The organism is Mycobacterium mantenii, from assembly GCF_001667865.1.
In the GTDB taxonomy this organism is placed as follows: Bacteria; Actinomycetota; Actinomycetes; order Mycobacteriales; family Mycobacteriaceae; genus Mycobacterium; species Mycobacterium mantenii_A.
Genome location: NZ_LZJP01000126.1, coordinates 97,305 through 118,708 on the forward strand (window position 1 = coordinate 97,305; position 21,404 = coordinate 118,708).

Consider the following 21,404-nt stretch of genomic DNA (forward strand, 5'->3'; position numbering starts at 1 on the left):
ATTCCGCTCGTCACCGACCCTCCGGTGACCCCATGCCCGATTTACGAGATTATTACTTCCGCAACCGAGAATGTTATTCTCGCCTAACAGTCACGACGAGAGGCGGCGCGGATGCTGTTGGAGTTCGATGCTGATCAGCGACTGTGGCAGGACACCGTGCGCGACGCCGTCGCGAAACAGTGCCCGCCGTCGCTGGTGCGCAGCGTGGCCGAAGAGGGCATCGACCCCAGCCCGCTGTGGAAATCGTATGTGGACCAGGGCTGGACCGAGCTCAGCGATGCGGACAGCGCCGTCGAGCTGGCCATCGTGCTCGAAGAGCTCGGCCGCGCCACCGACCCCACCCCGTTCCTGGCGACGATGAGCCAGTTCGCGCCGCTGGCCGCCGACCGCTTCGATCCACATCAGTCGGGCACCGCCGTCTACAGCGGGGTCGCGGCGCACCGCGACGCCCAGGGCTGGGTACTGGACGGCACGGCACGCCACGTGCTCGACGGTGACCGCGCGGATCGCCTCGCGGTGGTGACCGACGCCGGGGTGTTCCTGGTCGAGTCCAGTCAGGTGTCGGCCCGGCGTTCGGCGGTGTTCGACCCGGTGCTGCACGTCGCCGACCTGTCGTTCGCGGAGGTTCGGGTGCCCGACAGCGAGCGGCTGACCGTCGATGCGGAGCGCGCCCACCATTTTGCGCTGACCGGCATGGCGATCACGATGGTCGGCGCCTGCCAGCGCATCCTCGATCTGGTGCTCGAGCACGTCAAAAGCCGTCAGCAGTTCGGCGTACCGATCGGCTCGTTCCAGGCCGTCCAGCACAAGGCCGCAGACATGCACGTCGCCGTGCAACGGGCGCGGGCGCTGGCCTACTTCGCGGCGTTGACGATCGCCGCCGATGACCCCCGGCGCCGGCTGGCGGCCGCGATGGCCAAGGCCTCGGCGGGGGAGTGCCAGTCGTTGGTGTTCCGGCACGGCCTACAGCTGCACGGCGCAATGGGATTCACGTGGGAGAACGACCTGCAGTTCGCGCTCAAACGCGCCAAAGCGGGTGAGTTGATGCTCGGCGGTGCGGCGGAGCACCGGGCGCGGATCGCGGAGGAATACCGTGCAGCTGACTTTTGATTCCGAGGTCGAGGAGTTCCGGGCGGAGTTCTCGGCCTTCCTCGACGAAAACCTGCCTCCCGCAAGCGAAACGCTCGAGCGTCCCCGGTCGGTCTCGCATATGCCGCAGTGGGCACGCGACTGGCAGCGGCTGCTGTTCGACAACGGCTGGCTGCTGCCCAGTCAGCCGCCGGAATTCGGTGGTCGCAACGCGTCGGTCATTCAGCAGTTCGTCTACCTCGAGGAACTCAGCCGCCGCCGGATCTACCACAGCTTCAACCCGCAAGGCGTGAACATCGTTGGGGCATCGCTGTTGTCGTTCGGCAGCGACGAACAGAAGCGGCGCTGGGCGGTGCCGATCCTGCGTGCCGAGATCACCGCGTCACTCGGGATGAGCGAACCCAGCGCCGGCTCCGACCTGGCGTCGCTACGCACCCGCGCGGTGCGCGACGGCGACCACTTCGTGGTCAATGGCCAGAAGGTATGGACCTCGGGTGCCCACGACGCCGACGTCTTGTTGACGTTCGTCCGTACCAATCCAGATGCGCCGAAGCACAAGGGAATCAGCGCGCTCATCATCCCCACCGATACCCCGGGTCTGGTGCGCCGGCCCTTCCCGTCGATCTGCGATATCGACGATCTGGATTTCAACGAGGTGTTCTTCACCGACGTGCGGGTGCCGGCCGAGAACCTGGTCGGCGAACTTGACCAGGGTTGGCGGGTGGCCAACGGATCGCTCGGGCACGAACGCACCATGATGTGGCTGGGTTTCGCCGATCGTCTCGAGAACATGATCGACGACTTCCATCCCGGCACCGAAGTTGAGCGCGACCAGTACGCCAGCACGATCATGGACAAGCAGGCGCTGCGCCTGCTGGGTTCGGCGGCCCTGGCCCGCGCCGCGCGCGGCGAAGACGACGTGGCAGCGATCTCGGTGCTCAAGTTGCTCGGTTCCGAAGCGGAGTTGCGCGGCATGGAACTGGCGTTGACGTCCGCGGGATCCGAGGGGCTTGTGCACCCCGGACTGACGGGGCCGTATGCGCACATGAACCTCGACCACTACTTCGCCAGCTGGTTCGAGCGCTACGCCCGCAGCTTCTCCGGGACCATCGCCGGCGGCACCTCCGAAATCCAGCGCAACATCATCGCCCAGCGGGTGCTCGGCCTGCCGCGCGGCTAGCGCGGTCAGAGAGCCTGCTGAGAGACGTTGCCGGGCAACGCAATCCGGTTTACGCCCGGGGTGTGCAGCTGGCCGGCCAGCCAAGGCAGTGCGGTGGAAAAGGCCATGCCGGCCGTCGGCCAGTCGTGCTTTCCGGTCTGGGCGATGACCGCGCAGTCGATGCCGTTCGCCCGGCCCAGCCCGCACAGCGACGAGGCGGCCGCGGCCTGGTTACCCGGGTCGGCGGCGGCGGCGCGGCCGGCGACGGCCATCGCCGCGGTGTCGACGGTCGTGATGTCGCGACGCGGCGAACCACCCGACGAGATGGCGAACCACCCGGACACGCCGGTGTAGCGGCCGTGGCGGTTGATCACCGTGGTCGGGTCGAACTTCGCCCACGCTTCGGCATCGCCGTCGAAAAGGTTGGCGATGGTTTGTTCCTTGGTTCCGGTGTTCGGGGTCAGGTCGCCCTCGATGTCGACGAACGAGCTGAACATGTTGGGGTGCATGACGGTCAGGTCCACCGCGCACGTCCCGCCCATGGACCAGCCGACGACGCCCCAGTGTGACCGGTCGGGGCTGACTCCGAAGTTCGAGACCATATAGGGGACAACGTCTTTGGTCAGGTGGTCGGCGGCGTTGCCGCGGCTTCCATTGACGCATTCGGTGTCGTTGTCGAACGCGCCGCCCGGGTCCACGAACACCAGCACCGGCGCGTTGCCGCCGTGCGCGGCCGCGAAGGCGTCGACGGTGTCCATCGCGCCGCCGGCGCGCACCCAGTCGGCGGGGGTGTTGACCATGCCGCCGATCATCATCACCGTCGGCAGCTGCGGGGGCGGATAGCTGGCAAACCATGCCGGCGGCAGGTAGACCAGTTCTTCGCGATGCTGGAAGTGTGAGGCCTCGTCGGGAATCACCACCGGCACCAGGCTGCCGTGCGGCGGCTTGGAACCCTTCGCCGCCAGCGTGGTGACGGTCGCCTTGTCGGTCTGGTTGGGCAGCGGAACGGAGGTGAACTGATTCCATGCGCTCTGCACGGTCTGGAAGTATCCGACCCACTGGTTGAGCACGAGCAACGAGCAGAGCAGGCACAGCGGCACGGCCAGGACGGACAGCCCGCGCCGCCACCACCGTGCGCCGCGCCAGCCCAGGATCAGCACCACCACGGCCATGCCGGCCACTGCGATCCACACGTACAGCGCGTCCGGGGCCGCTTTGCTGGCGCCGTCGGCAATGTAGGAGTGCGCCCCGAAGGCCGCCATGATTCCCACGACCGCGGCGACAGGCAGCCACAGCAGGCGCCAACGACGCGAGCGCCAACCGGCGGCCAGCCCCAGCGTGATCGGCGTGGCGATCTGGGCCGTGATCGGCACCCAACCGTGCATCAGCGATATGTGGTTGCCCAGTAGCGACATGGCGATTCCTCCTCTCGGCCGCCAGCGCATCAGCTGCGTGAAAAAAGGATCGAACGCCGACCTCGGCGGATTCTTGGTGGATTCTTGGGCGGCGTCCCGGCGGCCGGAACCGGCGCCCGTGGGTTCGCTACATCGGGTGTGAAACCACGGCGTTGAGTGTGAAGCCGCCCGACGTGTCGTCGGCGTGTCGTCGCAATGAGCGCACAGTCAAATCCGTGGATTCACACTCGACGGTCGAGAGTGGCCCGGCGCGCTTAACGGGCCTTAGACGGGGTCGAATTTGGTGATCAGCCAGGTGCCGTTGACCCGGGTCAGGCTCACCAGCACGCTGCTGGAAGCCATCGACGGGTCGGGATTGTCCTTGCTCGTGGTGCTCTGGTCGACCAGCACCAGCACGACCGCCGAATCCGGATGTAACTCCTGAACCGCGGCCCCCAGCACCCGGGCGTTGGTTTTCAGCGACTTCTGTTTGGCTGCCGGAGCAACGATCTGTTCGGTGAACTGGTTGTAGTACGACAAGAAGTCGCCGGACAGGTGAGTCTTGGCGGCGGCGAAGTCTTTGTCGAGCGAGTCGGGTGAGTACGACAGCAACGCGACCGTTCCGTCGGACGCCGCACTGGCGACCGCGCTCGCGACGCCGGCGTCGGTCTGCCTATCCGGCCGGTACTTCGTGAAGTACAGCCACGTCGCCAAGCCGCCGGAAAGCAACAGCAGCGCAAGCAGTAGCACCGGAACGACCTTCACCCTGCGCCGTGCGGGTGGCGCGCTACTTTCATTGCGGTCGGTTTGTTCGGCGGAGTCGTCGGCGGTGTTGATGCCGGGCTTGTCCTTATTCATGGAATGAACTCCACGTTCGACATCTTGTACTGTCCGCCGTCGTCCTTGACGGTCACCTTGAGCCGCCAGTTGCGTGGTTCGTCTTTGGCCCCGGCGGCGTTCGTGATGTGCGAGGTCGCCGCGACGAGAACCAATGCGAAATCCCCGTTTATGGATTGCACGGCCGCGGCATGCACTGTTCCCTCGGTGACCACTTTGGACTGCTCAACGACGGTCGTGAAATCTTTTGCACGCGCCTGGAAGTCGTCCCGGAATTGGCCGGTTGAGCTGTCGATCACCCGCTGGACGTCCTCCTTGGCCTTGTTGAAGTCCATGGAAGTCAGGTTGACGACACCTTGTCTGGCCCCCGCGATGAAGTTGGCTGCGCGCTGGTGGCGCTCGGTGACTTGGTGGCGGTTCCACATCATGTATCCGCTGGCCGCGACGAAGGCGCAGATGAGGACTATGACGGCCGCTTTCCACGCCACGGACCACGATGGCAACCGCAGGCGTCGCCGCGAGCGAGCCGACTCGGCTTCCGCTTCTGGATCTTCGGCGGTTTCGTCGGAGACTGCCTCCTCGGTCTCCGCTTCGTCGTCGTCGGTTGCCGCGGTGGTGTCGGCAACCTCGTCGTCGGTCTTCGCCTCGTCGGCGCGAGCTTCGTCCTCGTCGGCGTCCGGGGTTTCCTCGGCGGCCTCGGCATCGGTGTCGGCCGCAGCCTTTGCCTCAGCCTCTGCCTCGGCTTGGGCCAACGCCTCGCGCCGGAGTCGGGCGGCACGGGCGCGGGCGCGCGCCGCGGCGGCCAGTGCTTCGGCTTCGGCCGCTTCCGCCTCGGCTTCCTCTAGTAGCGCCCTCGCGTCGGCTTTCGAGGTGGCCGAATCTTGCGGCGGTTTCTTCGCCTCAGCCATCGTGCTTACCGACTCCTGTACGTCTCACGCGGCTAGAATCGCACGAGCGAGAACGGATAACTGTTGGTGCCCCCTGGTCCGCCACCGCAGCCTGTGTCGAACGTCGAGTCGACTTGACCCGCCAGCGTCACCGGATCCCACGAGTACACGTCGTGCGAGGGAAAGAATTGGACCACGCAGCGAACACCGTCGGGCACATCGACGGCCATGGTGTAGCGGCCGTTGGCCAGTTGAGCTATGCCCCTGTAGACGGTCGCTTGCCCGTTGGGCTGCGGAGTCGCGTACACCTGCAGGCATCCTGGCGCTGGCTGGACGCACGGGCTGATCGACCAAATCCAGAAGTGGCCGGGATCCCGGTTCGTGTCCACATGGTAGTTGCCAAAGAGCATGTCCGCGTGGGCGGTCGGCGCGACAGTCAGCGCGGCCGCGGCAAGCGCAAGGCTCACTGCGAAAGTCTTCACCCTTGCGTCTCCCATCTCTGCACAGGCGCTTGGCCCAAATATAAGGCGCGGTGGTGCTGAACAGGCCTAGTCGGAGAAACTGTGGTAGTCAACGACCGGTCCGTCCAGGTCCGCCTAGTCGATGACCGCGGATTCCTTGCGTTCGGTGATCGGCCTGGCCAGTTCTTGCTCATCGCAGATGCGCTGCAGCTTCTCCAGCGTCTCGTCCAGTCCCGCTCCGACCTTGCGGCCGGGGGTGAAGGTGGCCGGCAGCTTGCGCATGCCCTGGATGACACCGATGGTCTCGTAGTGGACGGTGCCCTCCGGATCGCACCGATAATCGGGCATCCGGTCCAGGACCGCGGTCAGCATGGATTTGAACACGGTGCGCGCCACGTTCGAGCCGATGCACCGGTGAACACCCAGACCGAAGCTGAAGTGCCGGTTGCCTTTGCGGTCGAGGATGATCTTGTCCGGGTCGTGGAAGACCGATGGGTCGCGGTTGGCCATCGCCCACGAAATCCACAGCCGCTCACCCTCTTTGAACTGTGTGCCGTCGAGCTCGGTGTCGTCGGCAAACGTCCGGCCATCCCCGGGCGCCGGGGTGAAGAAGCGCAGAAACTCCTCGGTCGCGGGATCGAGCAAGGTTTTGCGCTCGTCGCTGAGCAGCTGCCGTTGCTCCGGGTGCTCCGAAAGCCATTCCAGCGAGTGGGCGGTCAGCGCGGTCGTGGTGTCGAACCCACCCCCGATGACCAGGCCCAGGTTGCCCAGGATTTCCAGCTCCGGGGCCGGCTCGCCGTCGATGCGCATCTCGAGCAGGCCGTTGACGATTCCGGGCCGCGGGTTCGCGCGGATCTCGATCATGTTGTTGACCATGTCGAGCCCCATCTCCCGGTGCATCGCGGTGACGCGCTCGATATCGGGGGAGTGTTCGGGGGTGTACACCGCGGCGTGCACCGGCTCGCTGTACATGTTCCACTTCTTCAGCGGGATGCCCAGCATCGCCAGCGTAAAGACGGCGGGCACGATATTGGCCAAGTCATCGACGAAGTCGATGCGGCCGCTCTCGATCTTCTCGTCCAGGCAGGCGCGCGTCACGTCGTCGATGAACGGTTCCCAGCGCTTGATCGCCGCGGGTGACAGATACGGGTTGAGCACCGTTCGATAGGTGCGGTGCTCGGGGTCGTCCATCTCCAGGATCCCGCCGCGCACCGCGCTGACGCGGCTGGCCGTGGGAATCGAAATGCCCTTGTAGCCGCGGCGTTCGCCGTGGATGTCGTGATCGTTGGAGACTGCGGGGCAGCGGGCCAGCTCGAAGACCTCGTGGCTGCCGGCCGCAACCCAGTGGCCGCCATAGGTGTCCGTCCAGGCCATGGGGCACTTGGCGTGCATCTCTTCGGTGATCGCCTTGAACTGCGACCGGTACTCGGAGGAATGCCGGTCGAAGTGGTACCGGTTCTTCTTGCGGTCGCTGTCGTTGACGACGTCGTCGACACTCAACGCTTTAGTCTCCCTACGTGTTTCGGTAGCCAAAAACCTAGTTACGCTCAGGCGTCGTCGGTGATCATGATGGCTTGCTCCGGACAGGACTGCGCGGCTTCCCGCACCTGGTCCTCGCGATCGGCGGGCACCACCTCGTCGATCGCCGACGAGCTCCCGTCGATATCGCTGAGCTGGAACGATTCCGGAGCGATCATCGCGCACAGGGTGTGGCCCTGGCACCGCTGCGAATCCACCCAGACCTTCACGGGTTCTCTCCTCTCACACTGGTTGCCGGACACCGCTGACGAATCGACACCGCTCAGGTGTTGCGACCGCCGTTGACGCCCAGGATCTGACCGGTGATGTAGCCGGCTTCCTCGGACACCAAAAACGCGCACGCCGCCGCGATGTCCTCGGGCGTGCCCATCCGGCGCACCGGGGTCCGCGCGATGGTCTCGTCGATGTCGCCGAGGAATCCGTTCTTCTCGGCGGCACGCAGCATCGGGGTGTCGATGAAGCCCGGCGGCACCGCGTTGACGGTGATGCCCTTGGGCCCGTACTCGAGTGCGAGCGACTTCGTCAGGCCGTTGACCGCCGATTTGGCCGCCACATAGTGACTCATATAGGGCGCACCGGAATGCGTGCTCGACGACGAGATGTTGACGATGCGTCCCCACCCCGCCTCGACCATGTCGGGCAGCACCGCCTGGACGGTATGGAAGACGCCGTTGAGATTGACGTCGATCACCCGATGCCAGTCCTCGAAGGTGATGTTGTTGAACTTCTTGAACCCGTCGAGCCCGGCCGCGTTGACCAGAACCGTCACCGGACCGAGCTGGGCGCGGATGGCCGACAGCGCAGCATCCAGCTGCGACCGGTCGGTGACGTCGGCGGTGAACGCGAAGTCACCCTCCGACGGACGCAGGTCGATAGAGGCGACGTTCAAACCGTCGGCGCGCAGGCGTTGCACGACGGCGAGACCGATGCCGGATCCGCCACCGGTGACTACCGCAGTCTTCATGTCGAGGCCTCTGCTCCGAAGGGCGCCATTTCAGTCACAAAGAATCTCCCTTACAATTATGAGAACCTTACTCTCCGCGCTGAGGGCCATGCAACACGCGCGCAACACCGCCTCCAGCCTGCATGGAGAGGCCCAGGCCGACAGCCTACGGCCGTTTGCGGCCCAGGTCAGCAGGTCGATCTCATTCCTGAGACTTTCTTGAATTATCGAAACTCGAATGTAAGATTCGCCGGGGAAGAGAATGAAATTATCGTGACCGCCACCACACTAGGGGGTACGGAATGCCTGCCCAGGACACGGCAGAGCCCGTCGCGGACGCCGCGCCTGAGTCCCACGTCGACCGCCGCCTGTTGATCGATGGCCGGCTGGTCAGCGCCGACAAGACATTCCCCTCGATCAACCCCGCAACGGGTGCCGTCATCGGGCACGCGCCGGACGCCGGTGGCGCTGAGGCCCAAGCGGCGATCGCGGCGGCCCGCCGCGCGTTCGACACCACCAGCTGGCCCACCGATGTCGAACTGCGGATCCGCTGCCTCGACCAGCTGCACCGGGCGCTCGTCGAGCACGCCGAAGAGTTGCGAGACCTCACCATCGCCGAAGTCGGCGCCACCCGGGCACTGACCCAGGGCGCCCAGCTCGACGAGCCGATCGGCATCGTGCGCTTCTATGCGGACCTGCTGCGCACCTACCAGTTCTCCGAAGACCTCGGCGAAAGAGAATCGCGGGGCATGCGTCACCACCGCTGGGTGGAAAGAGAAGCCGCCGGGGTGGTCGGCGCGATCATCGCCTACAACTATCCGAATCAGCTCGCGCTGGCGAAGCTCGCCCCGGCGCTGGCCGCCGGATGCACCGTCGTGCTCAAGGGCGCACCGGACACGCCGTTGGTCACCCTGGCGCTCGGCGAGCTGATCGCCAACCACACCGACATCCCCGCCGGGGTGGTGAATGTGCTCAGCTCGTCGGATCCCGCGTCGGGCGTCGCGCTGACCACCAGCCCGGACGTCGACGTCATCACCTTCACCGGGTCGACCGCGGTCGGACGCAAGATCATGGCCGCCTCGAGCGACACGGTCAAGCGCGTCTTTCTGGAGCTGGGCGGCAAGTCGGCGGCCATCATGCTCGACGACGCCGACTTCGCCAACGCCGCGCTGTTCGCGGCCTTCAGCATGGTCACGCATGCCGGCCAGGGGTGCGCGCTCACGTCCCGGCTGCTGGTGCCCAAGTCGCATCACGACGAAATCGTCGAACTGATCGCGCAGAACTTCGCCAAGGTGCGACACGGGGACCCGGCCGACCCCACCACCTATATGGGGCCGCTGATCAGCGAGCAACAGCGCGAAAAGGTCGACGGCATGGTGCAGCGCGCCGTGGCCGCCGGGGCGACCCTGGTCACGGGTGGCAAGCGACTGGATCCGGGCTACTTCTATGCGCCGACGCTGCTGACCAACGTCGACCCCGACAGCGAGATCGCGCAGGACGAGATCTTCGGGCCGGTGCTCGTGGTGATCGCGTTCGACGATGACGACGATGCCGTGCGCATCGCCAACAACTCGATTTACGGACTGGCGGGCGCGGTGTTCAGCCGCGACCAAGACCGGGCGCTAGCCGTGGCGCGCCGGATCCGGGCCGGATCCTTCTCCGTCAACGGTGGCAACTACTTCGGCGCCGACGCTCCCTTCGGGGGTTTCAAGCAGTCGGGCGTGGGCCGCGAGATGGGGGTGGCCGGGCTCGAAGAGTTCCTGGAGAGCAAGACCTTTGCCGTGCCAGCCGTCTCAGCGAAAGGAGCCGGCGAATGAGGCCGCTCGAAGGCATCCGCGTCCTCGAAGTCGCCATGTACGGCTTCGTTCCGTCGGCGGGCGCGGTGCTCGCCGAATGGGGCGCCGACGTGGTCAAGGTCGAGCACGCGGTGACCGGTGATCCGCAGCGCGGGCTCCGCCAGACCGGGATGCTGCGGGTCGAGGGCGATCCCAACCCGAACATCGAGCACGCCAACCGCGGCAAGCGCAGCATCGGGCTGGACATGTCGGTGCCCGAGGGCAAGGAAGTGCTTTACGAACTGGCCCGCCGCGCCGATGTCTTCCTGACGAGTTTCCTGCCCGACCACCGGAAGAAGTTCGGCATCGACGTCGACGACATCCGGGCGATCAACCCCAAGATCGTCTACGCGCGCGGGAGTGCGCTCGGCCCGCGCGGCGAGGAGTCGACCAAGGGCGGCTATGACATGACCGCCTTCTGGTGCCGGGCCGGAACCGCCGCCACCATCACTCCGGCGGGCATGCCGGGCATGATCGCGCCGCCGGGACCGGCATACGGCGACACCATCTCGGGTACCAACCTCGCGGGTGGCATCGCGGCCGCGCTGCTCAAACGCGAGCGCACCGGCGAACCGTCCGTGGTCGACGTGTCGCTGCTGGGCAGCGGCCTGTGGTCGCTGGGGCATACCGTCGCGCTGACAAAGCATTTGGGTCAGCGGCTGGAATCGCCACCACCCGGCGTGCACGGCGCCCCCAACAATCCTCTGGTGGGGCTTTACACGACGTCCGACGGCCGCTACATCTCTTTCGTGATGATGCAGCCCACCAAGTTCTGGGCCGACGTGTGCCGCCACGTCGACCTCCCGGAGCTGGCCGATGACCCGCGCTTCGACACCGTGGAGAACATCGCCGCCAATACGGCCGATGCGGTGGAGCTCTTGACCAAAGCCATCGCCGCCCGCACGCTGGCCGAGTGGAGCGAGCGCTTCGCCACGCTGTCCGGGCCGTGGGCACCGGTGCAGGACACCCTGCAGGCGGCCGACGACGCACAGATCCGCTCGAACGAGTACATGGTCCAGGCGGGCGAACTCGAGCTGGTGGCCAACCCGGTACAGTTCGACGTCGCAGCGCCACGGACCGGGCCGGCCCCCGGATTCGCCGAGCAGACCGACGAGATCCTGATGGAGCTCGGCCTCGACTGGGACCGCATCATCGAACTGAAGACGGCCGGCGCCGTCACGTGAGTACTACTGGAACCGGAGCTAGCCCTGACATGCTTGAGCCGAACGTCGCTTCCGTTGGGACGCAGTTGTCTTGCGCCATCGCGCGGAGCGAGAAATGCGCGATAACGGTTATGCATTTTTCGCTCCGTCTGGACGCGGCATGAGTCATAATCGCCGGACGCTTCAAGACGTGGGGCCCCTCGTTTTGCAGCGCCAACTCACGCGACGAAACGGAGGTTTGGCGTGAGCGGATTCGCGGCTGTCACCTCGCAAACCACCGCCGGAAAGTGGCTGCCCGCTGAGCATTTCGCCCTCGTCAGCGCGCCTTCACAGCTGTCGATTCTGCCGAATCTACCGCACCCGTTGCGCCACAACAAGACTGTCAGTCTCGTAGCGTCGGAAGGGGCTGCCGCCGATGGCGACTAAGGGAGCTGACCACTGGTCAGCGGGATTGCCTCAGCTGAAACTCAAATGGGACATCTCCGGGCCCATGCAAGCCGTCGGCGCCTTGTTCGCAATGTCTGCCGATGCGGTCAAGTTCCTGTTCCGCCGCCCGTTCCAGTGGCGGGAGTTCTTGGAGCAGTCCTGGTTTGTCGCGCGGGTGTCGTTGGCTCCCACCTTGCTGGTGGCGATCCCGTTCACCGTCCTGGTCAGCTTCACGCTGAACATCCTGCTGCGCGAACTGGGCGCGGCGGATCTCTCCGGTGCGGGCGCCGCGTTCGGCGCGGTCACCCAGCTAGGACCGCTGGTGACGGTCCTGATCGTGGCGGGCGCGGGTGCCACGGCAATGTGCGCGGACCTGGGGTCGCGAACAATCCGCGAAGAGATCGACGCGATGGAAGTGCTGGGCATCAACCCAGTGCAGCGGTTGGTCACGCCGCGCATGCTGGCTTCCGGGTTGGTCGCCTTCTTGCTCAACAGCCTTGTCGTCATCATCGGCGTCCTTGGCGGCTACGTCTTTTCGGTGTTTGTCCAAGACGTCAATCCCGGCGCCTTCGCCGCGGGAATCACCTTGCTCACCGGCGTGCCCGAGGTGGTCATCTCGTGCATCAAGGCAGCGCTTTTCGGCCTCATCGCCGGACTGGTCGCCTGCTATCGGGGCCTGTCGATCACGGGTGGGGGCGCCAAGGCCGTCGGCAACGCGGTGAACGAAACCGTGGTTTACGCCTTCATGTCCCTGTTCGTCGTCAACGTGGTCGTCACCGCGATCGGCATCAAGATGACGGCGAAGTAGAACAACCATGGCGCTGAGGGCTGCATATCCGCGATTAACCCGCCAACTCGAGAGGCCGGTCGCCTTGATGGGGCGGATCGGCGACCACACCCTGTTCTACGGCAAAGCGCTCGCCGGGGTGCCTTTCGCGGCCACGCACTACACCCGCGAAGTTGTTCGACTGATCGCCGAGATCAGCATGGGCGCGGGCACTTTGGCGATGATCGGCGGAACCGTTGTGATCGTCGGCTTCCTGACGCTGGCGGCGGGCGGCACATTGGCCATCCAGGGCTACACCTCGCTGGGCAATATCGGCATCGAGGCGCTGACGGGCTTTCTGTCCGCGTTCATCAATGTGCGTATCGCGGCACCGGTGGTCGCCGGCATCGGTCTGGCGGCCACCTTCGGCGCCGGCGTGACGGCTCAGCTGGGTGCCATGCGGATCAACGAGGAAGTCGATGCGTTGGAAAGCATGGCAATTCGGCCGGTCGCCTACCTGGTGAGCACCAGGATCCTGGCCGGAATGATGGCAATCACGCCGTTGTACAGCATCGCCGTGATCCTGTCGTTCGTGGCCAGTCAGTTCACCACGACGTTCTTGCTCGGGCAGTCGCAGGGTTTGTACCAGCACTACTTCAACACGTTCCTGAACCCGATCGACTTGTTGTGGTCGTTCCTGCAGGCCATCTTGATGGCGCTGACCATCCTGCTGATCCACACTTACTACGGCTATTTCGCGTCGGGGGGGCCGGCCGGTGTCGGCAACGCGACCGGCAACGCGGTGCGCACCTCGCTCATCGTCGTGGTGTCGGTAACGCTGTTGGTCTCGCTCTCTATTTACGGTACGAACGGCAACTTCAACCTGTCCGGTTAGCAAAGGAGGTGGAACGGCAGTGACGCAGAGTGTGCCAGCGGGTCGCGGCGCGGTCGGCGGCCGACCCGCGCGCACCGGCCATGCGCGACCGCCGGCCGGGCGGAATTATCTGCCGCCCCTGCTCGGGCTGACCACCGTCGTCATCATCGGCGTGATTTTCGCCGTGGCGGTGGGGCTGTTCCAGGGCTCCTTCACCGAAACCGTGCCGGTGACCGTGATTTCGCAACGCGCGGGCCTGGTCATGAACCCGGATGCCAAGGTCAAGATGCGCGGCGTGCAGGTTGGCAAGGTCGCCTCGATCCAATCGCTGCCCAACGGCCAAGCGGCCATCCACTTGGCAATGGACCCCTCGCAGTTGCACTTCATCCCCGGCAACGTGCTCGTGAATATCGCGTCATCGACGGTGTTCGGCGCAAAATCCGTCGAACTGGTCGAGCCTGACCAGCCCTCGGCGCAGCGGCTACACAGCGGCCAGACTCTGCAGGGCCAGCACGTCATGGTCGAAATCAACACGGTGTTCCAGCAATTGGTGTCGGTCCTGAGTCATATCGATCCGCCGAAGCTCAACGAGTCGCTGGGTGCGCTGGCACAAGCGTTCAGTGGTCGGGGCCCACAGCTCGGTCAGTCCCTGAGCGACCTGGATTCGTTTCTGGCCAGGCTGGAGCCGAGCCTTCCCGCGTTCCGACATGACCTCGCGGTCTTACCGGTGGTGTCCAACGCCTATGCCGACGCTGCACCCGACCTGGTGAAGACGGCCTCCAACGCGACCCGGATCAGCAAGACCCTTGTGGATGAGCAGCACAACCTGGATGCGTTGCTGATCAGCGCGATCGGCTTGGCCGACATCGGTAACGACGTCTTGTCGACGAACCGCCAACCGCTGACGAACGTGTTGCACCTGCTGGTGCCGACCACCGATCTGACCAACGAGTACAACCCAGCGCTTACCTGTGCTTTCGGCGGGCTCGTACAGATATCGCACGGGGCGCCGTTGTCGGAACCGAGCATCAACATCTCGGCGAGTCTCACCTGGGGCGCCGAACGCTATCGGTACCCGACGAACTTGCCCAAGGTTGCGGCGACGGGCGGCCCGCAGTGCGTGGGTCTGCCGAAGCTGCCGTTCAATACGGCCCCGCCGCAATTGATTACCGACACCGGCGCCAACCCGGTGAACTACGGAAACCCGCAGCTTCTGCTCAACTTCGACGGGTTAAAGCAACTGTTGTACGGACCGATCGCCGGCCCGCCACGCAACCCAGCTCAGATCGGACAACCCGGATGAGAACGCGCGCCACGCTGATCAAGTTCGGCATCTTCGCGGTCGTGATGGCGATGCTGACCGCCTTCTTGTTCTTCATCTTCGGCCAGTACCGCACGGGTGCGACGACCGAGTATTCGGCGGTGTTCACCGACGTGTCGCGTCTGAAGACGGGCCAGTCGGTGCGGGTCGCCGGGATCCGGGTGGGCACGGTGAACAGCGTTTCGCTGCAGCCGGACAAAAAAGTCGTGGTGAAGTTCGACGCCGACCGCAGCGTCGTTCTCACCGAGGGCACCAGGGCGGCAGTCCGCTACCTGAACCTGGTGGGCGATCGCTACCTCGAACTCGTCGATGGTCCGGGCTCGCCCAAGCATCTGCCGGCCGGCGGTCAGATTCCCGTCAACCGCACCGCGCCGGCCCTTGACCTCGATCTGCTGCTGGGCGGACTGAAACCCGTTACCCAGGGCCTGAATGCGCGCGACGTCAACGCCCTGACGTCGGGTTTGCTGCAGGTCTTCCAGGGCCAGGGCGGGACGCTCGACTCGCTGTTCGCCAAGACGACATCGTTCTCGAACGCCTTGGCCGACAACGATCAAACCGTGCAGCAACTGATCGACAACCTCAACATCGTGATCGGCACGGTTTCCAAGGACGGCAAACAGTTCTCCGGCGCGATCGACCGCCTCGAGCAGCTTGTCAGCGGCCTGTCGAACGACCGCGACACCATCGGATCGGCCATTGACGCACTGGACAAGGGAACCGCCTCGCTGGCGGATCTGCTGGCCGAGGCCCGCCCGCCGCTGTCCGGCACCATAGCTCAGCTGAATCGGCTGGCGCCGATACTCGATGGCGACAAGGACCGCCTCGACGCCGCACTCCAGAAGGCGCCACAGAACTACCGCAAGCTGGTGCGGCTCGGCGTGAACGGCGCCACCATCCCGTACTACATCTGCCAGTTCGGGCTCCGCGGCACGGATCTCAACGGCAAGACCGTGCGCGCCAATATCTTCAGGTCAGATGCAGGAAGGTGCACGGAACCCTGATGCTCAAGTATCGCGGAGCTCAGCTCGTCAAGCCCGGACTCATCGGCGTCATCCTGGCGGTGATGGTCATCCTGGTCGGCCTGTCGCCCGACCGATTCATCCAATGGGCGACGATGGTGCGCTACCAGGCGCTGTTTACCGAAGCCGGCGGCCTTGCGACAGGCAACCCCGTAATCGTGTCGGGGATGAAGGTCGGCACGGTGTCGGATGTGAAACTGAGCCACGGCGACGCGCTGGTGACGTTCGCGATGAAGGGCAATATCCTGCTCGGCTCGGAGACTTCCGCGCACATCCGCACGGGCACGCTGCTGGGCGAACGGATGCTGACGGTCGAGTCCGCCGGCACCGGCACGATGCACCCGATGAGTCTCATCCCCGTCTCGCGCACGTCCTCGCCGTATTCGTTGACCGAAGCGGTCAGCGACCTGACGTCGGACACGGCCGGCACCAACACCACGGCGCTGAATCAATCGTTGGACACGCTGGCGTCGACGCTCGACCAGATCGCTCCCCAAATGGGGCCGGCCTTCGACGCGCTTACCCGGCTGTCACGAACCCTCAACAGCCGCAACAAGAACCTGGGCGAACTTTTCAAGAGTGCCAGCGACGTCACCGGCATACTTTCCGAACGCAGCATGCAGGTCAACAAGCTGATCCTCAACTCCGATTCCCTGCTGCAAGTGCTGGTCGCACGCCGGCAAGAGATCGTGGACCTGCTGGCCAACACGTCCGTGGTGGCCAAGCAGCTGACGGCGTTGGTGCACGAGAACGAAGCCACATTGGCCCCGACGCTGGAGCGGCTGAATCGGGTGACCGGGGTGCTGGAGAAGAACCGCGACAACATCGGCAAAGCGCTGCCGGGTCTCGCCAAATTCCAGATCACGGTCGGTGAGGCCATCTCGGGTATGTACGCCTACCAGGCGTTCGCCCCGAACTTCCTTATCCCGCAACTCTTCCAGGAGCTGGTCGACTACCTCTGGGGATTCCGCACCTTCGACACTTCCAAGGGTCCCGGCTTCCCGTCGCCGGTACCTCGGGCACTTACGCCCTGGCCGTACAACTCGATTCCACTGTGCCCCGGCTGCACGTTGGGCGGACGGATCGGAGGATCGCAATGACCTCCCGGATCCCGCGCAAGCGGCTGGCGGCCGTGACGGCGGTTGTCCTGGTCGGGCTGATCGTTGCCGGCGCCGCCGTGGTCGTTCGTAACACGTTCTTCGGCCCACGGACGATCACCGCCTACTTCACCACCGCCACCGCGATCTATCCCCATGACGAGGTGCGGGTTTCGGGTGTCAAAGTCGGCAACATCAAATCCATTCAGCCGCAAGGCACTCAGGCCAAGATGGTCCTCACGGTCGACCACGACGTGCCCATCCCGGCGGACGCGAAGGCGGTTATCGTCGCCCCGAACCTGGTGGCCTCTCGCTACGTCCAACTCACGCCGGCCTATCGCGACACCGGGCCGGTGATGCACGACGGTGCGGTTATCCCGATCGAACGGACCGCAGTGCCGGTCGAGTGGGACGAGGTCAAAACCCAGTTGATGCGCCTGGCAACGGATCTGGGACCCAAGAGCGGGGTATCGGGCACGTCGGTGGGCCGGTTCATCGACAGCGCCGCCAATGCGCTCGACGGCAACGGCGACAAGCTGCGGCAAACACTCGGCCAACTGTCGGGCGTGGGACGGATCCTCGCCAACGGCAGCGGCAACATCGTCGACATCATCAAAAACCTGCAGACCTTCGTCGCTGCGCTGCGGGACAGCAACGTGCAGATCGAGCAGTTCAACGGTCGTTTGGCGACACTTACCAGCGTGGTCAACGACAGCAAATCCGACCTGGACGCGGCGCTGACCGACCTGTCGACGGCGGTCGGCGAGGTGCGGCGATTCATCGCGGGGACTCGCAACCAGACCAGCGAGCAGATCGCCCGGTTGGCCGATGTCACGCAGAACCTGGTCGATCACCACATGGCGCTGGAAAACATCCTGCATGCCGCGCCGAACGCGTTCGGCAACTTCTTCAACGACTACAACGCCGACACCGGAACCATCGTGGGAGGATTCGGGCTGATGAATATGGCGAACCCCACATGGGGCGGCCAGGTTCTGCTGTCCACTCCGGGCTGCACGCAAATCGGCGCCATCGAGAACATCACCGCGGTCGAATCGGGCAAGCTGTGCTCCCTGTTCCTCGGTCCCGGATTGCGGCAGACCAGCTGGAACAACTCGCCGATTCCGATCAACCCGTTCATATCGAAGTCGATTGACCCGTCTCGGGTTCTTTACACCGAACCGCGCCTGGCGCCCGGCGGCGAGGGCCCGAAACCCGCGGCACCCGAGATCCCGCCCGCAGTCTCGGCCTACACCGGTCTGCCGGGTGATCCGGTGGGACCCCCGGGGGCGGTGCCGCCGGAGCGGATACCTGGCGCGGCGATGCCGCTGCCTCCGCCACCGTCGACACCGGTGCCACCACCACCGGCGCCCAGCACCTCGGGCATGTTGTTGCCGGCAGACGGGGCACAACAATGATCGCCCGGGTGGTCGCTCGCCGAGTGTTCGCCGTCGGCTGTTGCGTGGTGTTGACGTCGACCGGATGCGCATTCCACGGCCTGAATTCACTACCGCTGCCCGGTGCGGTCGGACGCGGGCCGGGGGCCAACATCTACCACGTCGAACTCCCGAATGTCGGCACGATGGAGTCGAATTCGCCGGTGATGATCGACGACGTAGTCGTCGGCAGTGTGGGTGCGATGCGGGTGCAAGGCTGGCACGCCGACGTCGAGATCTCGGTCAAGCGTGATGTGGTCGTTCCGGCCAACGTGGTAGCCACCGTCGGTCAGACCAGCCTGCTGGGCTCGATGCATGTAGAGCTCAATACGCCGCTGGGCCAGCAGGGAAGCGGACGGCTGCAGCCGGGCGCCACCATCCCGCTCAGCCGGTCATCGGCCTACCCGTCGACCGAGCAGACGCTGTCGTCGCTGGGCGCGGTCGTCAACGGCGGTGGACTGGGACAGATCGGTGAGGTCATCCACAATTTCTCGGCCGCCCTGTCCGGGCACGAGGGTGCGGTGCGTGATCTGATCACCCGCCTGGACACGTTCGTCGGAACTCTGGACGACCAGCGGGACGACATCGTCGCCTCCATCCAGGCGCTGAATCGGCTGTCGGCCACTTTCGCCGACCAACGCGACGTTCTCACCGATGCGCTGCGCAAGATACCCCCGGCGCTCGAGGTGTTGATCAAGGAGCGGCCTCGTCTGACGGCCGCCCTGGACCACCTTCGCGTGTTCAGCAACACCGCCACCCGGCTGGTCAACGACGCCCAGGCGGACCTGGTCCAGAACCTCAAGAACCTCGAGCCGACCATCAAAGCGCTCGCCGATGTCGGACCGGACTTCGGCGCGGCGGTCGCGGCGTCGTTCGTGTTCCCGTTCACCCAGAACTTCGTCGACCGAGCCGTCCGAGGCGACTTCTTCAACCTGCATTTCGATTTCGACCTGACGATTCCACGGCTCAAGAAGGGCTTGTTACTGGGAACCCACTGGGGGCAACTGGATATGCCCGTGCCGCCGGTGCCCGGGGACCCGTATCGCATGAATTACACACTCGATCCGCTACACAACCCGCTGAGGCCACCGTGGATCGATCCCAACGCGTTGCCGCTGCCCCCACCACCGCCGGGTGCGGTACCGGCACCGGGACCGGGGAATTATGGACCGCTGCCCGGGCCCGCACCGGCTGCGGCTCCGCTGCCCGGGCCGCCGCCCGGTGCCGCCCCGCTGCCCGGGCCCCCGCCCGATGCGGCCCCGATGCCCGACGCGGGTCTCGGTCAGACGCCGGCGCCCGCGGAGGCGCCTGGAACGGGAGCCGGTGGATAGATGCTGACGCGCTTCGTTCGTATCCAGTTGGCGATCTTCACGATCGCCGGAACCATCGGCGTGATCTCAATGGTCCTGTTCTACATCCAAGCGCCGACGCTGCTGGGCATCGGCCGGATGACGGTGACGCTGGAGCTGCCGGCCACCGGCGGCCTGTACCGGTTTTCCAACGTGACCTATCGTGGGGTTCAGCTCGGCAAGGTCACCGCCGTGGGTTTGACGCCGACCGGCGCGAAAGCGACGCTGTCGCTGAGCACTTCACCCAAGGTCCCTGCCAACCTGACAGCCGCGGTGCTCAGTGTCTCCGCGGTGGGTGAACAGTACGTGGACCTGCAGCCCAAAACCGATTCGCCGCCCTACCTGCACGACGGCTCGGTAATCGCCGTGCGCGACACGACAATTCCGCAGCCGGTCGCCCCAATGCTCGAGCAGGTCAATGCCTTGGTCCAGAGCATCCCGAAGACCAAACTCGGCCAATTGCTCGATGAGTCCTTCCAGGGCTTCAACGGCACCGGTTACGACCTGGGATCACTGATCGACTCCACAAAGACGTTGTCCCGCGACGCCAACGGCGTCGTCGATCGCACGCGAGCCCTCACTGAAGACACCGGGCCGCTGCTGGACACCCAGGCGCGCACCACCGATTCGATCAGGACGTGGGCACGTAGCTTCGCGGGCATTTCGGATACGTTGGTGAACAACGATTCTCACTTCCGTACGATCCTGCAGACCGGTCCCGATACTGCGAACGAAGCATCCCGGCTTCTCGAACAGATCAAACCGACGCTGCCGGTGTTGCTTGCCAACCTGACGACCATCGGGCAGATCGGCGTCACCTACCACCCCTCGATCGAGCAGCTACTGGTGTTGCTGCCGTCGGGGGTCGCGATCGAAGAGGCCGCTCAGGGTGAAAACCATCCCGACGGTAGGGCTTACGGCGACTTCGCCGCCACGGTCGACGATCCACCTATTTGTACGGTCGGCTTCATGCCACCCAATACCTGGCGATCCCCGGACGACCTCACCGACATCGACACACCGGATGGGTTGTATTGCAAACTCCCGCAGGACTCACCGATCGCGGTTCGCGGTGCCCGCAACTATCCCTGCATGGGTCACCCGGGTAAGCGCGCGCCGACCGTCGAAATCTGCAACAGCGACAAGCCGTACATGCCGCTGGCGATGCGCCAGCACACCCTGGGACCCTATCCGCTGGATCCCAATCTGTTAGCCCAGGGTGTCCCGCCCGATGACCGGATTACCACCAACGACAGGATTTTCGGCCCGGTTGAGGGCACGCCGCTGCCGCCGGGGGCGGTGCCGCGCGGCGCCCCCGCGGGGCCGCGCGGAGAAAATCCGCTGCCGGGCACGGTGGGCGCCGCAGTTCCGCCGATGCCGTCGTCGGGCCCGTCGCTACCCATGTCCAGAATGTCGGCGGACCTGCCGCCCATCGCGCCACTCGACGTCCCTGCGGCGGGCGAACTTCCCCGGCCACCCGCCGCGCCACCGGCACCGGTTTTTTCTCCCGACCCTGGTTCGGCCGACCCCGCACCGGCCAACCCCGCACCGGCCAACCCGGCACCGGCCAACTCGGCACCGGCCAATCCCGCACCGGCCGACACGGCTGGCGGCGGAGGACCTCAGGCCGCTCCAAGCTCGTTTGGAAGCAACGCATCAAAGCCCGCGCCGTCAGTCGTGGTGGCAAAGTACGATCCGCGCACTGGTCGTTATGTCGGTCCGGACGGAAAGCTGTACCAGCAGTCGGATCTCGTTGCTCCGAAAGCGCCCAAGACCTGGAAGGACATGCTTCCCACCTGAATTCACCCT

At 65.4% G+C, this 21,404-nt stretch carries 19 protein-coding genes; 12 read left to right on the forward strand and 7 right to left on the reverse strand.

Features of this window, described 5'->3' with window-relative positions; translation table 11 throughout:
- Positions 1 to 111: 111 nt before the first annotated feature.
- Both A5688_RS24240 and A5688_RS24245 read left to right on the forward strand, forming a co-directional pair.
- On the forward strand, positions 112 to 1,110 hold the full coding sequence (locus tag A5688_RS24240) for an acyl-CoA dehydrogenase family protein (RefSeq protein ID WP_067832282.1): 999 nt from the start codon (positions 112 to 114) through the stop codon (positions 1,108 to 1,110).
- Complete coding sequence (locus A5688_RS24245) at positions 1,094 to 2,269, forward strand: acyl-CoA dehydrogenase family protein (protein WP_067907560.1); 1,176 nt, start codon at positions 1,094 to 1,096, stop codon at positions 2,267 to 2,269. Before A5688_RS24240 ends, A5688_RS24245 begins: the two co-directional genes overlap by 17 nt.
- Positions 2,270 to 2,274: 5 nt before the next feature.
- On the opposite strand, the gene A5688_RS24250 is transcribed toward A5688_RS24245, so the two are convergent.
- The 7 genes from A5688_RS24250 to A5688_RS24280 all read right to left on the reverse strand — a co-directional run bounded on the left by A5688_RS24250 (position 2,275) and on the right by A5688_RS24280 (position 8,330).
- A complete protein-coding gene (locus A5688_RS24250) occupies positions 2,275 to 3,663 on the reverse strand; it encodes an alpha/beta hydrolase (protein ID WP_067907557.1) in 1,389 nt (462 codons plus the stop codon).
- Between the two features lie 264 nt (positions 3,664 to 3,927).
- Positions 3,928 to 4,500 (reverse strand): hypothetical protein, encoded by a 573-nt coding sequence (locus tag A5688_RS24255; protein WP_067907554.1) that lies wholly within the window; start codon positions 4,498 to 4,500, stop codon positions 3,928 to 3,930.
- The gene (locus A5688_RS24260) at positions 4,497 to 5,387 is read right to left on the reverse strand and encodes a hypothetical protein (protein WP_067907551.1); all 891 of its coding nucleotides are present in this window, start codon (positions 5,385 to 5,387) and stop codon (positions 4,497 to 4,499) included. The genes A5688_RS24255 and A5688_RS24260 overlap by 4 nt, the downstream gene beginning before the upstream one ends.
- Before the next feature lie 32 nt (positions 5,388 to 5,419).
- On the reverse strand, positions 5,420 to 5,863 hold the full coding sequence (locus A5688_RS24265) for a hypothetical protein (RefSeq protein WP_067832293.1): 444 nt from the start codon (positions 5,861 to 5,863) through the stop codon (positions 5,420 to 5,422).
- A 99-nt stretch (positions 5,864 to 5,962) separates the two neighbouring features.
- A complete protein-coding gene (locus A5688_RS24270; protein WP_067832295.1) occupies positions 5,963 to 7,327 on the reverse strand; it encodes a cytochrome P450 in 1,365 nt (454 codons plus the stop codon).
- Between the two features lie 47 nt (positions 7,328 to 7,374).
- Positions 7,375 to 7,575, reverse strand: coding sequence for a ferredoxin (locus tag A5688_RS24275; protein ID WP_007777307.1), 201 nt, complete (start codon positions 7,573 to 7,575; stop codon positions 7,375 to 7,377).
- Positions 7,576 to 7,628: 53 nt separating this feature from the next.
- The gene (locus tag A5688_RS24280) at positions 7,629 to 8,330 is read right to left on the reverse strand and encodes an SDR family NAD(P)-dependent oxidoreductase (protein WP_067832297.1); all 702 of its coding nucleotides are present in this window, start codon (positions 8,328 to 8,330) and stop codon (positions 7,629 to 7,631) included.
- A 281-nt stretch (positions 8,331 to 8,611) separates the two neighbouring features.
- Here A5688_RS24280 and A5688_RS24285 point away from each other — a divergent pair, with 281 nt between their 5' ends.
- The 10 genes from A5688_RS24285 to A5688_RS24330 all read left to right on the forward strand — a co-directional run bounded on the left by A5688_RS24285 (position 8,612) and on the right by A5688_RS24330 (position 21,395).
- Complete coding sequence (locus A5688_RS24285) at positions 8,612 to 10,126, forward strand: aldehyde dehydrogenase family protein (RefSeq protein ID WP_067832300.1); 1,515 nt, start codon at positions 8,612 to 8,614, stop codon at positions 10,124 to 10,126.
- The gene (locus tag A5688_RS24290) at positions 10,123 to 11,328 is read left to right on the forward strand and encodes a CaiB/BaiF CoA transferase family protein (protein ID WP_067832302.1); all 1,206 of its coding nucleotides are present in this window, start codon (positions 10,123 to 10,125) and stop codon (positions 11,326 to 11,328) included. The genes A5688_RS24285 and A5688_RS24290 overlap by 4 nt, the downstream gene beginning before the upstream one ends.
- 394 nt (positions 11,329 to 11,722) lie before the next feature.
- The gene (locus A5688_RS24295) at positions 11,723 to 12,541 is read left to right on the forward strand and encodes an MlaE family ABC transporter permease (RefSeq protein ID WP_067832303.1); all 819 of its coding nucleotides are present in this window, start codon (positions 11,723 to 11,725) and stop codon (positions 12,539 to 12,541) included.
- A gap of 7 nt (positions 12,542 to 12,548) precedes the next feature.
- The gene (locus tag A5688_RS24300; protein WP_067832306.1) at positions 12,549 to 13,394 is read left to right on the forward strand and encodes an ABC transporter permease; all 846 of its coding nucleotides are present in this window, start codon (positions 12,549 to 12,551) and stop codon (positions 13,392 to 13,394) included.
- A 19-nt stretch (positions 13,395 to 13,413) separates the two neighbouring features.
- Positions 13,414 to 14,676 (forward strand): MCE family protein, encoded by a 1,263-nt coding sequence (locus A5688_RS24305; protein ID WP_067832308.1) that lies wholly within the window; start codon positions 13,414 to 13,416, stop codon positions 14,674 to 14,676.
- Positions 14,673 to 15,695, forward strand: a complete 1,023-nt coding sequence (locus tag A5688_RS24310) for an MCE family protein (RefSeq protein WP_067832310.1) — start codon at positions 14,673 to 14,675, stop codon at positions 15,693 to 15,695. The genes A5688_RS24305 and A5688_RS24310 overlap by 4 nt, the downstream gene beginning before the upstream one ends.
- Positions 15,695 to 16,813 (forward strand): MCE family protein, encoded by a 1,119-nt coding sequence (locus A5688_RS24315; protein ID WP_067832389.1) that lies wholly within the window; start codon positions 15,695 to 15,697, stop codon positions 16,811 to 16,813. The genes A5688_RS24310 and A5688_RS24315 overlap by 1 nt, the downstream gene beginning before the upstream one ends.
- Entirely contained in the window at positions 16,810 to 18,228 is a 1,419-nt protein-coding gene (locus A5688_RS24320) for an MCE family protein (RefSeq protein ID WP_067832311.1), read from the forward strand. The genes A5688_RS24315 and A5688_RS24320 overlap by 4 nt, the downstream gene beginning before the upstream one ends.
- Positions 18,225 to 19,577, forward strand: a complete 1,353-nt coding sequence (locus A5688_RS24325) for an MCE family protein (RefSeq protein ID WP_067832313.1) — start codon at positions 18,225 to 18,227, stop codon at positions 19,575 to 19,577. The genes A5688_RS24320 and A5688_RS24325 overlap by 4 nt, the downstream gene beginning before the upstream one ends.
- Positions 19,578 to 21,395 (forward strand): MCE family protein, encoded by a 1,818-nt coding sequence (locus A5688_RS24330; RefSeq protein ID WP_067832314.1) that lies wholly within the window; start codon positions 19,578 to 19,580, stop codon positions 21,393 to 21,395. It abuts the gene before it with no gap.
- Positions 21,396 to 21,404 lie beyond the last annotated feature (9 nt).

Excerpts from the sequence above, each read along its gene's own strand:
- A5688_RS24240 (WP_067832282.1), top strand. The coding sequence starts at position 112 with ATGCTGTTGGAGTTCGATGCTGATCAGCGACTGTGGCAGGACACCGTG.
- A5688_RS24250 (WP_067907557.1), bottom strand. The coding sequence starts at position 3,663 with ATGTCGCTACTGGGCAACCACATATCGCTGATGCACGGTTGGGTGCCG.
- A5688_RS24255 (WP_067907554.1), bottom strand. The coding sequence starts at position 4,500 with ATGAATAAGGACAAGCCCGGCATCAACACCGCCGACGACTCCGCCGAA.
- A5688_RS24260 (WP_067907551.1), bottom strand. The coding sequence starts at position 5,387 with ATGGCTGAGGCGAAGAAACCGCCGCAAGATTCGGCCACCTCGAAAGCC.
- A5688_RS24265 (WP_067832293.1), bottom strand. The coding sequence starts at position 5,863 with ATGGGAGACGCAAGGGTGAAGACTTTCGCAGTGAGCCTTGCGCTTGCC.
- A5688_RS24280 (WP_067832297.1), bottom strand. The coding sequence starts at position 8,330 with ATGAAGACTGCGGTAGTCACCGGTGGCGGATCCGGCATCGGTCTCGCC.
- A5688_RS24285 (WP_067832300.1), top strand. The coding sequence starts at position 8,612 with ATGCCTGCCCAGGACACGGCAGAGCCCGTCGCGGACGCCGCGCCTGAG.
- A5688_RS24290 (WP_067832302.1), top strand. The coding sequence starts at position 10,123 with ATGAGGCCGCTCGAAGGCATCCGCGTCCTCGAAGTCGCCATGTACGGC.
- A5688_RS24295 (WP_067832303.1), top strand. The coding sequence starts at position 11,723 with ATGGCGACTAAGGGAGCTGACCACTGGTCAGCGGGATTGCCTCAGCTG.
- A5688_RS24300 (WP_067832306.1), top strand. The coding sequence starts at position 12,549 with ATGGCGCTGAGGGCTGCATATCCGCGATTAACCCGCCAACTCGAGAGG.
- A5688_RS24310 (WP_067832310.1), top strand. The coding sequence starts at position 14,673 with ATGAGAACGCGCGCCACGCTGATCAAGTTCGGCATCTTCGCGGTCGTG.
- A5688_RS24315 (WP_067832389.1), top strand. The coding sequence starts at position 15,695 with ATGCTCAAGTATCGCGGAGCTCAGCTCGTCAAGCCCGGACTCATCGGC.
- A5688_RS24320 (WP_067832311.1), top strand. The coding sequence starts at position 16,810 with ATGACCTCCCGGATCCCGCGCAAGCGGCTGGCGGCCGTGACGGCGGTT.
- A5688_RS24325 (WP_067832313.1), top strand. The coding sequence starts at position 18,225 with ATGATCGCCCGGGTGGTCGCTCGCCGAGTGTTCGCCGTCGGCTGTTGC.
- A5688_RS24330 (WP_067832314.1), top strand. The coding sequence starts at position 19,578 with ATGCTGACGCGCTTCGTTCGTATCCAGTTGGCGATCTTCACGATCGCC.